This window comes from Streptomyces sp. NBC_01717, from assembly GCF_036248255.1.
GTDB lineage: Bacteria > Actinomycetota > Actinomycetes > Streptomycetales > Streptomycetaceae > Streptomyces.
This window is the reverse complement of sequence record NZ_CP109178.1, coordinates 5,238,502-5,251,435: the sequence shown is the minus strand read 5'-3', so window position 1 is coordinate 5,251,435 and position 12,934 is coordinate 5,238,502. Positions and strand designations below refer to the sequence as shown.

Below are 12,934 nucleotides of genomic sequence, written 5' to 3'. Positions count from 1 at the left end.
TACTCCCCAAGGTGGAGACTTGGCCCCGTGACGGATGAGTGGCGTGGGTGGCAGGAGGCGGCCGAGACCGCTTTGTACGGGGACGAGGGGTTCTACCGGAGCCTCGAAGGGCCGGCCGGGCACTTCCGTACGTCCGTGCACGCGTCCCCGCTGTTCGCCGCCGCGGTGGCCCGGCTGCTGGTCAGGACGGCGCGGGAACTGGGGACGGACGCGGTCGATCTGGTGGATCTGGGGGCCGGGCGGGGAGAGCTGGTGACGGGTGTGCTTGCGGCGCTGCCCGGGATCGCCCCGACGGGACTCTCGGTACGGGCGTACGCCGTGGAGATCGCCGGGCGGCCGGCCGGCCTGGACCCCCGGATCGCGTGGTGCGCCGAGCCGCCGCCGGGTGCGCGGGGGCTGCTGTTCGCCAACGAGTGGCTGGACAACGTCCCGACGCCGGTCGCGGAGACCGACACGGACGGCATCGACCGGTATGTCCTCGTCAGGACGGCGGACGGCGCCGAGCGGCTGGGTGAACCCGTGACCGGGGAGGACGCCGCCTGGCTGCGGCGCTGGTGGCCGTCGGCCGGACCGGGCAGCCGTGCGGAGATCGGCCGGCCGCGCGACGAGGCGTGGGCGCGGGCGGTCTCCACCCTGTCCGCGGGTCTCGCGGTGGCTGTCGACTACGCCCACGTACGGCAGGCGCGGCCGCCGTTCGGCACACTGACCGGCTTCCGGGCGGGGCGCGAGGTGCGGCCGGTGCCGGACGGCAGCTGCGATCTCACCTCGCATGTGGCGCTGGACGCGTGCGCGGCGGCCGGGACCGTGGGCGGCGAGCCCGAGGTGGTTGATCAGCGGGAGGCACTGCGGGGGCTGGGTATCAGCGGGGAGCGGCCGTCGCTCGCCCTCGCGTCCAGCGATCCGGCGGGATACGTGCGCGCGCTCGCGTCGGCGGGTGAGGCGGCTGAGCTGACCGCGCGGGGCGGGCTCGGCGACTTCGGCTGGCTGATGCAACGGGTGACACGGCGGCCGTATCCGGCGGTCGCGTCCGGCCCGACCGGCGATTGAGGGCGTCCCGCGGCCCGTCCGGCGTCGAGTACCGGGGTCCGGGGCGGGAACGGGCGCGCAGGGGAACGGGCCCGCCGCAGGCGCCCCACCCCGCACCGCCCCCGGCGCTCAGGGAATACTGGCCGTATGACGGAGACGACAGTCGGCATCGGCGGCGCGGCGGAGAGCACCGACATGGTGCTCAACATCGGGCCCCAGCACCCCTCGACCCACGGCGTGCTCCGTCTGCGGATCGTCCTCGACGGCGAGCGGATCCAGCACGCCGAGCCGGTCATCGGGTACATGCACCGCGGCGCGGAGAAGCTCTTCGAGGCCCGCGACTACCGGCAGATCGTGATGCTCGCCAACCGCCACGACTGGCTGTCGGCGTTCTCCAACGAGCTGGGCGTCGTGATGGCCGTCGAGCGGATGCTCGGCATGGAGGTCCCGGAGCGCGCGGTCTGGACGCGGACCCTGCTCGCCGAGCTGAACCGGGTGCTGAACCATCTGATGTTCCTCGGCTCGTACCCGCTGGAACTGGGCGGTATCACTCCGGTGTTCCACGCCTTCCGGGAACGCGAAGAGCTCCAGGCCGTGATGGAGGAGGTCTCCGGCGGCCGGATGCACTACATGTTCAACCGGGTCGGCGGTCTCAAGGAGGACCTCCCGGCCGGCTGGCTGGGCCGCGCGCGGGACGCCGTCGCGTCCGTCCGCTCGCGGATGGACGTGTACGACAGGCTGGTGCTCGGCAACGAGATCTTCCGGGGCCGGACCCGCGGTGTCGGCGTGCTGTCCGCCGAGACCGTGCACGCGTACGGGGTGTCCGGTCCGATCGCCCGCGCCTCCGGGGTGGACTTCGATCTGCGGCGCGACGAGCCGTATCTCGCGTACGGGGAGCTGCAGGACACCCTCAAGGTCGTCACCCGTACCGAGGGCGACTGCCTGGCCCGCTTCGAATGTCTGCTGGAGCAGTCCCACAACGCACTGGACCTGGCGGACGCCTGCCTGGACCGGATGGCCGATCTGGCGCCCGGTCCGATCAACCAGCGGCTCCCCAAGGTGCTCAAGGCCCCCGAGGGCCACACCTACGCCTGGACCGAGAACCCGCTCGGCATCAACGGCTACTACCTGGTGTCCAAGGGCGAGAAGACCCCGTACCGGCTGAAGCTCCGCTCCGCCTCGTACAACAACATCCAGGCGCTCACCGAGCTGCTGCCGGGGACACTCGTCGCCGACATGGTGGCGATCCTGGGTTCGCTGTTCTTCGTGGTCGGCGACATCGACAAGTAGCCGGCAGGGCCCCGGGCCCGCTGCCGCCGGCCCGCTACGAGATCGCGCTGCGCAGTCCGGCGACGTCCAGCTGTTCGGTCTCGTCGTGCGCCGTCAGGTCGATGACCTTGCCGACGGTGCGGTTCGCGGCCGTGCCCGTGCGGTGTGCGGCCAGTGCCTCCTCGCCGACCACGTCCGCAAGGTCCTCGTTCTGCACGGACTCGATCGCGGCGTGCGCCTTCTGCGTACCGAAGAAGTCGAAGCTTCCCTGCGGCACCGGATGACGGCGGGACGCGGCGTACGGAACGACCGCGCTGGCGGCCGGGACCGCGCGCGGCGCCGGGAGCACCGTCGACGGGCGGCGGGCCGGGGGCAGGGCGGCCTGCGGGCGGCGCTGCTCGGTGCCCGGTGCCGCGGTCGCCGCGTGCTTCCCCTGCGGCTCCTCGGCCTCCCGGGCGCGCTCCTCGAGATCGCGCTTCCTGGCCCGCTCGGCGGTGCGGCGGGCCTCCTGGAGCGCGGCGTTGCGACTGAGGTCCTGCAGGGCCTGGGCGGCGCGCAGATACGCGGCCGGCGTCGGCGTGGAACGTGCGGTGGGCAGCTCCCGGGGCGTGGCGGCCGCTTCGATCGCGAGCTGCCTGCGGCCCTCCAGCGCGCTGGCCCGCTCGGTCTCGGCGTTGGCGTACCGGCGCAGCAGTGCGGCGTGCTCACCGCGCAGACCGGCGAGCTCCACGCGCTTGCGGCGCAGCTTCGTCTCGAGCCGGACGCGCAGCGTCCGCGACTCGTCGAGGTCGGCCTCGAGCTCCGCTATGCGCTCCTCGGTCTTCCATTCGTCGCTGGCACGGGCGCGCGTCAGATCCGCGACGCGGCGGCCCGCTTCCCGGTCCCAGGCGCGCATCAGATACGCCCCGGTGACGGCGGCGGCCGCAGCGGCGGCGACCAGTCCGCGCAGGACCAGGGGTTCGGCGAGAAGCCAGGCGCCCGCCGCACAGAGGACTGCCGCTCCGGCGACGACCGAAGGAGGCAGGATTCTGTGGAGAGGTGGCGAATGGCGATGACGTCCACGTGGCATGGCCTGAAATTTACCGTGCGTAGGGGTCACTTGGGAGGCCGCCCGGCAATCTGTTCCCCGGCAGTTACCTGAGGGGCTTACCGGCGGCCTCCTAAGTCGTCATCCGCTACTTCTTGATCAGGCCTTTCGACTGCAGATAGTCCTTGGCCACATCGGCGGGCTTGGCGCGCTCGGCGTCGACCTTGCGGTTCAGTTCCGCGAGGTCCTCCGTGGTGAGCACCTTGGTGAGCTTGCCGAGCGCATCGGCAATGTCCGGTGCGCCGGCGTCCTTGGCATTGAGAACCGGAAGGACGTTGTCCGCGTTCTGGAGCTTCTTGTCGTCTTCCAGGAACACCAGGTCGTAGCTGTCCAGCACCGCGTCCGTGGTGGTGGTGAGGACCAGCTGGTCCTTGCCGTCCTTCACAGCCTGCTTGGCCTGCGGGGTGCCGACTCCCTTGGGGTCGATACCGGTGACATCAATGCCGTACGTCTTCTTCAGCCCCGGTGCGCAGAACGGCCGCACCTCGCACTCGTCGCCCGCCGCGATCTTCACCTTCAGCTTGGAGGCGCCGAGGTCCGAAAGAGTCTTCAGCTTGTTCTTGTCGGCGAATTCCTTGGTCACCGCGAAGGCGTTCTGGTCGACGGCGTCACCGGCCGGAAGCACCTTCAATCCGCGCGGGGTGGCGAGCTTCTCCAGCGCGGCGACGGTGGCCGCCGCGTCACCGGAGGCAACCGGCTTCTCCTCGGCCGCCTTCGCCCCGTTCACCTTGGCGTTGAGGAATTCGGCGATCGTCGCGGCGTATTCCGGTACGACGTCGATCTCGCCCTTCTCCAGGGACGGCTCGTACAGTTCCCGGTTCTTCACCGTGGTGACCGAGGTGCTGTATCCGGCGTCGCCGAGAATCTGCGCGTACAGCTCGGCGACCACCTTGGACTCGGTGAAGGCGGCGGCGCCGACGACGAGCGAGCCCTTCTTCCCGGAATCACCGGACGCGGCGGAACCGCCCTTGTCCTTCTCCAGGCTGTCGCCGCCGCAGGCTGCGACCGAGCCGGCCAGCACGACCATGCCGATGACCGCGCCCGCTATGCGCGAGGTCTTGCTCATGTTGTTCTCCGTCCACAGCAAAAGGGCTGTTTGCAAGGTGTGTTGGGCACATGAATGGGATCAGGCGGTCCGCCGGCGGCGGAGCGGTGACAGGGCCCGGTCCAGCCCCACCAGCACCGCCTCGACGAGCAGGGCGAGCACGGCGACGAGCAGCGCGCCCGCGACCACCTGCGGTGTGTTGTACGTGTTGAATCCGGCGGTGATGATCCGGCCGAGACCGCCCTGGCCGACCATCGCGGCGATCGTGGCCGTGGCGACGACCTGGACCGCCGCCGAGCGCAGACCGGTCATGATCATCGGATAGGCCAGCGGGAGCTCGACCCGTACGAAGAGCTGGCCGCCGGACATCCCCATGCCCCGCGCCGCCTCCACCACCGACCGGTCCACCTCCGTCATCCCGACATAGGCGTTGGTCAGCAGCGGCGGCACGGCGAACAGCACCAGCGCGATGACCGTCGGCACATATCCGGCGTTGCGCAGCGGCGACACCATGAACAGGGCCAGCACCGCGAAGACCGGGATCGCCCGCCCCACATTGGAGACGTTGACGGCCAGCGCGCCGCCCTTCCCGATGTGCCCCAGATACAGGGCCAACGGCAACGCGATCAGGCAGGCCAGCGCGAGAGACACCCCGCTGACGTACAGATGCTCGCCGAGCCGGTGGCCCGCCCCGCTGTCCCCCGACCAGTTGGTGCCGGTGGTCAGCCAGGTCCAGGCCTCTCCGAGAACTCCCATGCGTCAGACCGCCTCCGCCGTAGCGCCCGTACCCACGGCGTCGCGGGTCCTCGGTATCCGGGTCCAGGGCGTCAGCAGCCGCTGCACCCCGAGCAGCAGCAGGTCGGCGACCACCGCGAGCAGGACGCAGAGCACCGACGCGGTGAGCACCTGCGCCTTGAAGAAGCTCGGCAGGGCATCCTCGATGAGGTTGCCGAGGCCGCCTCTGCCGACGATCGAGCCGACGGTCGTCAGCGCGATCGTGGAGACCGTGGCGATCCGGACCCCGGCCATCAACGCGGGCAACGCCAGCGGGAGTTCGACCTCCCACAGCAGCCTCCCCGGCCCGTACCCCATGCCCTTCGCGGCATCCTTCGCCTCCTGCGGCACCGCTTCGAGCCCGGCCAGGATGTTCCGTACGAGAATGGTCAGCGAATAGAGCACAAGGCCGGTGACGACCAGCGCGGCGGAAAGTCCGAACAGTGGCAGCAGCAGCGAGAACATCGCCAGCGAAGGCACGGTGTAGAGCACCGTCGTCAGCCCGAGCACCGGTCCCGCCACCCGTCGGCCGCGGCGTGCGAGCAGTGCCAGTGGAAATGCCACCAGGAGTCCGATCACCACCGATACCGCGGTGATCCAGATGTGCTGGACGGTCGCATCGGTCAACTCCTGGCTGCGGGAACGGAGATACTCCCCGCAGATCCAGTCGTTCGCCACCAGGCAGTTCTGTCCGGTCATCCGTACCCCCCATCTCCCGTTTGCCGTGTCGGACCGATGTCTGGCGACCCTATCCTCGACCACTGACAATCGCCGAGGCCGTTGTATTCCAGCAACATGTCCTTCACAGAACACGCGCCACAATGGGGAACCATGATCCGATTCGAGCACGTCACCAAGCGGTACGCGGACGGCACGACCGCCGTCGACGATCTCTCCTTCGAAGTGGCCGAGGGTGAACTGGTCACGCTCGTGGGGCCGTCGGGCTGCGGCAAGACCACCACCATGAAGATGGTGAACCGGCTGATCGAACCGACCGAGGGCCGGATATTCCTCGACGGGGACGACATATCCGCCATCGACCCCGTCCGACTGCGCCGCCGTATCGGCTATGTGATCCAGCAGGTCGGTCTCTTCCCGCACAAGACGGTGCTGGAGAACACGGCGACCGTTCCCCATCTCCTCGGCTGGAAACGGGGAAGGGGCCGGGAGCGCGCCGCCGAACTTCTCGACCTGGTGGGACTCGATCCGTCCGTTTACGGTGACCGATATCCGGACCAGCTCTCCGGCGGTCAGCGCCAACGCGTCGGAGTGGCAAGGGCACTGGCGGCGGATCCGCCGGTACTGCTGATGGATGAACCTTTCGGTGCGGTCGACCCGGTCGTCCGTGAACGCCTGCAGAACGAATTCCTCAGACTCCAGGCGCAGGTCCGCAAAACCGTGCTTTTCGTCACTCACGACATCGAGGAAGCCGTCCGGCTCGGCGACCGAATCGCCGTCTACGGGCAGGGCTCCATCGAGCAGTTCGACTCCCCGGCGACCGTACTCGGCGCACCCGCCACCCCGTACGTCGCGGACTTCGTCGGTGCGGACCGCGGTCTCAAGCGGCTCTCCGTCACCCCCATCGAGGAGGGCGACCTCGACCAGCCTCCCGTCGTGCATCTGGACGACCCGCTGTCCCGCGCGACCGAGCGGCTGCGCGCGGAAGGGGCGCGCTGGGCCGTCGTCCTGGACCGCGACGACAAGCTGCACGGCTGGATCCCGGCGGACACCGCCCCCACCGAGGCCAAGGGCACGGTCCGTGAACACGCCCGCCGCATGGAGGCCTGGCTCCCCGTCGGCGCCCCGCTCAAGCAGGCGTTCGCCACCATGCTCCAGCACGACGCGGGCTGGATAGCGGTCATCGACAGGGAGAGCACCGGCCGGTTCCTCGGGGTGCTCACCCCGGCTCGCCTCCATGAAGCGCTGCGCCGCTCGATCGACGCGGACGCCCAGGACGTGCCCCGCGCCGAGGTGGCCGTGGAAACCGTGGCGACCATTGCCAGGACCGGCTCTCGCTGAGACCGGCACCCGCCGGTCCGGCGACGAGCGCTCAGTCCTCGCTCAGCCGACTGCTCATCCACTCCAGCACCGAAGGGATCTCCCGCCGCCACGTGTTGAAGTTGTGCCCGCCGCTGTCCAGCACGATCGACGACACCTGCGCGGGCGCCCTCACCTTCGCCATGAAGTGCCGTGTACCCCGGTAGTTCCCCTCGCCCTGCCGCGACGTGGTCACCAGGAAGGACGAGTCGGGCTGCGGCAGATGATCCAGGCTCCACAGCAGATCGGCGCGCTCGCGGGCCCGCCGGCTCCCATGGAAGAGATCGCCGGTCGTCGGGTCCTCGGCCGCCCTGTAGTACGCGGACAGACCGGCGCTGGCCGAGAACCTGTCCGGGTGGTGCAGGCCGATCTTCAGCGCGCAGTAGCCGCCGGTCGAGTTGCCGATGATGCCCCAGTTCCGCGCCCGCTTCCCGATGCGGTACGCGTCCGAGACCGCCTGCGGCAGGTCCTTCGCGAAGAACGTCTCGGTCTGGGGACCACCCTTTATGTTCACGCACTCGGTGTCCCTCGGCGGCGCGACCGTTGGCCTCAGCATCACCAGAATCATCGGCTGCGCCCGGCCGGATCTCACCCGATCGAGCGCTGTCCGCGGGTACTGAAGACCCTTCAGGAGGTTCTCCGAGGTACCCGGGTAGCCGGTGAGGACGACGACCGCGGGGAACGTCCGGCGGGCGTACTCGGACTGGAAGTACTCCGGCGGCAGATACACATACGCCGGGCTCTCGATTCCCGACCGCCGTCCTGCGACGACGACCTTGTCGATCCGGCCTACGGCTGTGGTCCGCGATTCGCCCGGGACATCGGGCCGTTCCATCCCGACCCGGACGATGTTCTTCGATGCCGACGCCCCGGTGGCACCGTCCGTCACCACGCCCGGTTCCTGCTGCCGGCCGAAAAAGTCGGCCCAGGAGCCGTAGAACTGAAAGGAGTTGTTTGCCAGCAGGCCAACCGAGGCGAAGACCATCACCTGAGTGGCCAGCAACAGGCCGACCCGGCCGGACACCGCGGACACGCTGCGGCGGGCGAGCCTCGGCCAGAGACAGACCGTGGCGGCGAACAGAACGACAGCCGGCCCGATGGCCAGGGCCAGAACTGCCTTACTGGTGAGCCCCATAGTGGGTGAGCTTTCTTGTCAGGAAATTTCCGGGATGCGGGTGAACCCGCCGCCCGGAAGCCTCGTCCTAGAGGTCGCACATCGTCCGGGGCGCTTCGGCCGACGGACTCAGGAATCTCTCGCGGAGCCACGGGAAGCGATGTCTGTCACGCTAGATGGGGATAAATCAGGTTCGGTTCCGCGTGCTGTTCGCAAGCTCCTACGCGGACCGCGCCCGGAGGCCGTTCCGGCGCTCGTCGGCACCGCCTGCACGTTCGTCGGCCTGATCGACGTCGCCGCAGGCGTGTTCCCGCGCTTCAGGCACAGCCGGATGCACACGCTCGCCGAAGTGCTCCCCGGGGCCCTCGGACCCTTCGCCGCCGCACTGTCGCTGAGCGCGGGAGTACTGCTGCTGCTCCTCGCACACGGCCTCAAGCGGCGCAAGCGGCGGGCCTGGCGCGCCGCCGTGGCCCTCCTCCCGGCCGGTGCGGCAGCGCAGTTCACCTACCGCCACTCGATCATCGGCACCGTCGTCTCACTGGCGCTGTGCTACCTGCTGGTCCGACACCGGAATGAGTTCACCGCGCTCCCCGACCCGCGGAGCCGTTGGAGGGCGCTGGCCAACTTCGTTCTCCTCGGGGCGGGTTCGCTCGGTCTGGGGCTGGTCATCGTCTCCGTCCACCCCGGCCGGGTCGTCGGGAACCCCTCCATCGCCGACCGGCTCCAGCACGTCCTGTACGGAATGGTCGGCTTCGAGGGCCCCGTCGAGTACGCGGGGGTGACCTCCTGGACCGTGGCGTACTCGCTCGGCGCACTCGGTCTGCTGACCGCCGTCACCACCATCTACCTCGCGTTCCGCCCCGAACATCCGGCCGCCCGCCTCACCGAGGAGGACGAGCTCCGGCTGCGCGCCCTCCTCGACAAGCACGGCGGCCGTGATTCGCTCGGCCACTTCGCACTCCGCCGCGACAAGGGCGTCGTCTTCTCCCCCAGCGGCAAGGCCGCCGTCTGCTACCGCGTCGTGTCCGGCGTGATGCTGGCCAGCGGCGACCCGATCGGGGACGTGGAGGCCTGGCCGGGCGCCATCGAGCGGTTCATGGACGAGGCCAAGGCGCACTCCTGGACACCCGCGGTGATGGGCTGCAGCGAGACCGGCGGCGAGGTCTGGACCCGTGAGACCGGGCTCGACGCGCTGGAGCTCGGCGACGAGGCGGTGGTGGAAGTCGCGGATTTCTCGCTCGCCGGGCGCGCGATGCGCAACGTACGCCAGATGGTGAAGCGCATTGAGCGGGCCGGCTACGAGACCCGCGTCCGGCGCGTCCGCGACATCGGCGAGACCGAGCTGGCCCGCATCCGGCGGGCCGCCGCCGACTGGCGCGGCACGGACACCGAGCGCGGCTTCTCCATGGCGCTCGGCCGGATCGGAGACCCGGCCGACGGCGACTGCGTCATCGCCACCGCCCACAAGGCCGACGAGCACACCGCCGACTCCCCGTACGGCGACCTGAAGGCCGTGATCCACTTCGTCCCGTGGGGTACGGACGGCATGTCCCTGGAGCTCATGCGCCGGGACCGCTCCGCCGACCCCGGCATGAACGAGCTGCTGATCGTCGCCTCCCTCCAGGACGCGCCCCGGCTCGGCATCGAGCGCATATCGCTGAACTTCGCGATGTTCCGCTCGGCGCTCGCCCGCGGCGAACGACTGGGTGCGGGCCCGGTGCTCCGGGGCTGGCGCGGCCTGCTGATCTTCCTGTCGCGCTGGTTCCAGATCGAGTCGCTGTACAAGTTCAACGCCAAGTTCCGGCCCCGCTGGGAGCCCCGCTTCGTCGTCTACCGCACCAGCCGCGACCTGCCCCGGATCTCGTTCGCGGCAATGCAGGCCGAGGGCTTCGTCAACGTCGGCCTGCCCCGTCCGTTCGCCCGCCGCTTCACGCCCGCCCGGCCCCTCCCCTGCGCCCACGCACCGGTCGCCGGCCAGGAGCACGGTGCCCGCACGGCATAACACTGCTCGGTACGGGCCTACGCTGGTCGCATGAGTACGTTGCGTGGACGAGGCACGGTCCGAGGCCTGCCGGAGTGGGACCGCTGCGCGGTCATGGGTGTCGTCAATGTGACGCCGGACTCCTTCTCCGACGGGGGCCGCTGGTTCGACACCACGGCTGCGATCAAGCACGGCCTCGACCTGGTCGCCGAGGGTGCCGACCTGGTCGATGTCGGCGGCGAGTCGACCCGCCCCGGCGCCAGCCGGGTGGACGAGTCCGAGGAGCTGCGGCGCGTGGTCCCGGTCGTCCGGGAGCTGGCCCGGGAGGGTGTCACGATCTCCGTGGACACCATGCGGGCCCGCGTCGCCGAACAGGCCGTCGCCGCCGGTGCGGCCCTCGTCAACGATGTGAGCGGCGGGCTCGCCGACCCGGACATGATCCCGGTCGTCGCCGCGTCCGGCGCGCCGTTCGTCGTCATGCACTGGCGCGGCTTCAGCGAGTCCATGAACAGCCGCGCGGTGTACGAGGACGTCGTCGCCGAGGTCGTCGCGGAGCTGCGGATGCGGATGGACGCCGTCGTCGCGGGCGGTGTCGCCCCCGAACGGATCGTGGTCGACCCGGGCCTCGGCTTCGCGAAGGACGCCGCCCACGACCTCGCCCTCGTCGCTCACCTCGACGAGCTGCGCGCTCTCGGCCGTCCGCTGCTGGTCGCCGCCTCCCGCAAGCGGTTCCTCGGCCATGTGCTGGCCCGTGAGGGCGCCGCCCCGCCGCCCGCCCGCGAACGCGACGCGGCCACCGCCGCGATCTCCGCCTTGTCCGCCCAGGCGGGCGCCTGGGCGGTCAGGGTCCACGAGGTCCGGGCCACCGCCGACGCCGTACGGGTCGCCCGCGCCGTCGAGGGAGCCGCGTGAGCGAGCGCCACGACGACCAGGCGGAGGTCGCCGCCGACATCGCGGCGGTCGAGCAGGCCAACACCGCCTTCTACGAGGCGATGGAACGCGGCGATCTCGACGAGCTCTCCGGGCTCTGGCTGCCCGGCGAGGACCTCACCATCTCCTGCGTCCACCCCGGCTGGCCGGTGCTCAGCGGCCGCGGCGAGGTGCTGCGCAGCTATGCGCTGATCATGGCGAACACCGAGTACATCCAGTTCTTCCTGACCGATGTCGGGGTCTCGATGACCGGTGACACGGCCCTGGTGACCTGCACCGAGAACATCCTCAGCGGCGGCCCGGCGGAGGACGGCGGCGAGCTCGGGCCGCTGGTGGGCCAACTCGTCGTCGCCACCAATGTCTTCCGCCGCACCGGGGACGGCTGGAAGCTCTGGTCCCACCACGGGTCGCCGGTGCTGGCCGACTCCGATGACGACGATGACGAGGACACGCCCTCCTGAGCGGATATGCCTCCCGAGGGGAATGGAATCCGGGACCGCGGGTAGGGGAGGCGGCTACCGGCCCAGCACGGCCCTGTCCATGGCCCCGCGGGCGAGCACTGTCGGTGCTCGCAGGTAGATTCGAATGAGGGCACCTCGCCACCCGCATACGGCCCCGTGCCTCTACGACCAACGACAGCAGGAGTGATTCGCGTGGATCGTGTCGCGCTGCGCGGCCTCAGGGCCCGTGGGAACCATGGTGTGTTTCCCCGGGAGCGGGAAGAGGGCCAGACCTTCATCGTGGACCTGGTTCTCAGCCTCGACACCCGCCCCGCGGCAGCCGCCGACGACCTGACGAAGACCGTGCACTACGGCGTGGTCGCGGAGGAAGTCGTCGAAATCGTGCAGGGAGACCCGGTCGATCTGATCGAAACACTCGCGGAACGCATCGCCCAGAAGTGCCTGGGGCACGAAGGTGTCGAGGAGGTGGAGGTCGTCGTGCACAAGCCGGATGCGCCGATCACCGTTCCCTTCGACGATGTGACCATCACCATCACCCGGAGCCGAGCATGACTGCATTTTCTACCGAGGGGCAGAGCGACCCGACCGTACAGCCGGTCCCCGCCTCCGTGGTCGAGCAGGTGGACGCCGCGGACATCACCCTTTCGAACCCCAAACGCGCCGTGCTCTCCCTCGGCTCCAACCTCGGCAACCGGCTGGAGACCCTGCAGGGCGCCATCGACGCGCTGGAGGACACCCCCGGTCTCCGGGTCAAGGCAGTCTCCCCGGTGTACGAGACGGAGCCCTGGGGCGTCGCCCCCGGCTCCCAGCCGCTGTACTTCAACGCGGTGATCGTCGTGAAGACGACGCTTCCCCCGTCCTCCCTCCTGGAGCGCGGCCAGGCCATCGAGGAGGCCTTCGAGCGCGTCCGTGAGGAGCGCTGGGGCGCGCGCACCATCGACGTGGACATCGTGGCGTACGCGGACGTCGTCTCCGACGACCCGGTCCTCACCCTCCCCCACCCCCGGGCCCATGAGCGCGCCTTCGTCCTCGCCCCGTGGCACGACATCGACCCCGAGGCCCAGCTGCCCGGCCGCGGCCCGGTCGCCGACCTGCTCAACGGTGTCGGACACGAGGGCATACGTCCCCGGCCCGATCTGGAACTCCGCCTGCCCGAGTAGTCGTTAGGCTCAGGGCAGGCCGGCAACGGCACAGAACAGACGCATGGACA

The 12,934-nt window shown here is 70.2% G+C and carries 13 protein-coding genes; 8 read left to right on the top strand and 5 right to left on the bottom strand.

Annotation, left to right across the window (positions count from 1 at the left end):
- Positions 1 to 27 precede the first annotated feature (27 nt).
- Positions 28 to 1,047, top strand: coding sequence for an SAM-dependent methyltransferase (locus tag OHB49_RS23800; RefSeq protein ID WP_329162842.1), 1,020 nt, complete (start codon positions 28 to 30; stop codon positions 1,045 to 1,047).
- Positions 1,048 to 1,173: 126 nt separating this feature from the next.
- Entirely contained in the window at positions 1,174 to 2,316 is a 1,143-nt protein-coding gene (locus OHB49_RS23795; protein WP_030972338.1) for an NADH-quinone oxidoreductase subunit D, read from the top strand.
- A gap of 34 nt (positions 2,317 to 2,350) precedes the next feature.
- On the opposite strand, the gene OHB49_RS23790 is transcribed toward OHB49_RS23795, so the two are convergent.
- From OHB49_RS23790 to OHB49_RS23775, 4 genes are all read right to left on the bottom strand, one after another.
- A complete protein-coding gene (locus tag OHB49_RS23790) occupies positions 2,351 to 3,364 on the bottom strand; it encodes a hypothetical protein (RefSeq protein WP_329162840.1) in 1,014 nt (337 codons plus the stop codon).
- A gap of 106 nt (positions 3,365 to 3,470) precedes the next feature.
- A complete protein-coding gene (locus tag OHB49_RS23785) occupies positions 3,471 to 4,448 on the bottom strand; it encodes an ABC transporter substrate-binding protein (RefSeq protein WP_329162838.1) in 978 nt (325 codons plus the stop codon).
- Positions 4,449 to 4,508: 60 nt separating this feature from the next.
- Positions 4,509 to 5,183, bottom strand: coding sequence for an ABC transporter permease (locus tag OHB49_RS23780; RefSeq protein ID WP_329162835.1), 675 nt, complete (start codon positions 5,181 to 5,183; stop codon positions 4,509 to 4,511).
- A 3-nt stretch (positions 5,184 to 5,186) separates the two neighbouring features.
- Positions 5,187 to 5,900, bottom strand: coding sequence for an ABC transporter permease (locus OHB49_RS23775; RefSeq protein ID WP_329162833.1), 714 nt, complete (start codon positions 5,898 to 5,900; stop codon positions 5,187 to 5,189).
- A 132-nt stretch (positions 5,901 to 6,032) separates the two neighbouring features.
- Here OHB49_RS23775 and OHB49_RS23770 point away from each other — a divergent pair, with 132 nt between their 5' ends.
- Positions 6,033 to 7,220 (top strand): ABC transporter ATP-binding protein, encoded by a 1,188-nt coding sequence (locus OHB49_RS23770; protein ID WP_329162831.1) that lies wholly within the window; start codon positions 6,033 to 6,035, stop codon positions 7,218 to 7,220.
- Between the two features lie 31 nt (positions 7,221 to 7,251).
- On the opposite strand, the gene OHB49_RS23765 is transcribed toward OHB49_RS23770, so the two are convergent.
- Positions 7,252 to 8,373, bottom strand: coding sequence for an alpha/beta hydrolase (locus OHB49_RS23765; RefSeq protein ID WP_329162829.1), 1,122 nt, complete (start codon positions 8,371 to 8,373; stop codon positions 7,252 to 7,254).
- A gap of 139 nt (positions 8,374 to 8,512) precedes the next feature.
- Between OHB49_RS23765 and OHB49_RS23760 the strand changes: the two genes are divergently transcribed.
- From OHB49_RS23760 to folK, 5 genes are all read left to right on the top strand, one after another.
- Positions 8,513 to 10,354 (top strand): phosphatidylglycerol lysyltransferase domain-containing protein, encoded by a 1,842-nt coding sequence (locus tag OHB49_RS23760; RefSeq protein WP_329162827.1) that lies wholly within the window; start codon positions 8,513 to 8,515, stop codon positions 10,352 to 10,354.
- A 30-nt stretch (positions 10,355 to 10,384) separates the two neighbouring features.
- The gene (folP, locus tag OHB49_RS23755) at positions 10,385 to 11,245 is read left to right on the top strand and encodes a dihydropteroate synthase (protein WP_078852723.1); all 861 of its coding nucleotides are present in this window, start codon (positions 10,385 to 10,387) and stop codon (positions 11,243 to 11,245) included.
- Positions 11,242 to 11,724, top strand: a complete 483-nt coding sequence (locus OHB49_RS23750; protein WP_030972320.1) for a nuclear transport factor 2 family protein — start codon at positions 11,242 to 11,244, stop codon at positions 11,722 to 11,724. Before folP ends, OHB49_RS23750 begins: the two co-directional genes overlap by 4 nt.
- 192 nt (positions 11,725 to 11,916) lie before the next feature.
- Positions 11,917 to 12,276, top strand: a complete 360-nt coding sequence (gene folB / locus OHB49_RS23745) for a dihydroneopterin aldolase (RefSeq protein WP_030972318.1) — start codon at positions 11,917 to 11,919, stop codon at positions 12,274 to 12,276.
- A complete protein-coding gene (folK, locus tag OHB49_RS23740) occupies positions 12,273 to 12,884 on the top strand; it encodes a 2-amino-4-hydroxy-6-hydroxymethyldihydropteridine diphosphokinase (protein ID WP_030972316.1) in 612 nt (203 codons plus the stop codon). The genes folB and folK overlap by 4 nt, the downstream gene beginning before the upstream one ends.
- Positions 12,885 to 12,934: the final 50 nt, after the last annotated feature.

Bases quoted from the DNA above. Each gene is read 5' to 3' on its own strand.
- folP (WP_078852723.1), top strand. From the start codon at position 10,385: ATGAGTACGTTGCGTGGACGAGGCACGGTCCGAGGCCTGCCGGAGTGG.
- OHB49_RS23790 (WP_329162840.1), bottom strand. From the start codon at position 3,364: ATGCCACGTGGACGTCATCGCCATTCGCCACCTCTCCACAGAATCCTG.
- OHB49_RS23785 (WP_329162838.1), bottom strand. From the start codon at position 4,448: ATGAGCAAGACCTCGCGCATAGCGGGCGCGGTCATCGGCATGGTCGTG.
- folK (WP_030972316.1), top strand. From the start codon at position 12,273: ATGACTGCATTTTCTACCGAGGGGCAGAGCGACCCGACCGTACAGCCG.
- OHB49_RS23795 (WP_030972338.1), top strand. From the start codon at position 1,174: ATGACGGAGACGACAGTCGGCATCGGCGGCGCGGCGGAGAGCACCGAC.
- OHB49_RS23775 (WP_329162833.1), bottom strand. From the start codon at position 5,900: ATGACCGGACAGAACTGCCTGGTGGCGAACGACTGGATCTGCGGGGAG.
- OHB49_RS23780 (WP_329162835.1), bottom strand. From the start codon at position 5,183: ATGGGAGTTCTCGGAGAGGCCTGGACCTGGCTGACCACCGGCACCAAC.
- OHB49_RS23765 (WP_329162829.1), bottom strand. From the start codon at position 8,373: ATGGGGCTCACCAGTAAGGCAGTTCTGGCCCTGGCCATCGGGCCGGCT.
- OHB49_RS23760 (WP_329162827.1), top strand. From the start codon at position 8,513: ATGTCTGTCACGCTAGATGGGGATAAATCAGGTTCGGTTCCGCGTGCT.
- OHB49_RS23770 (WP_329162831.1), top strand. From the start codon at position 6,033: ATGATCCGATTCGAGCACGTCACCAAGCGGTACGCGGACGGCACGACC.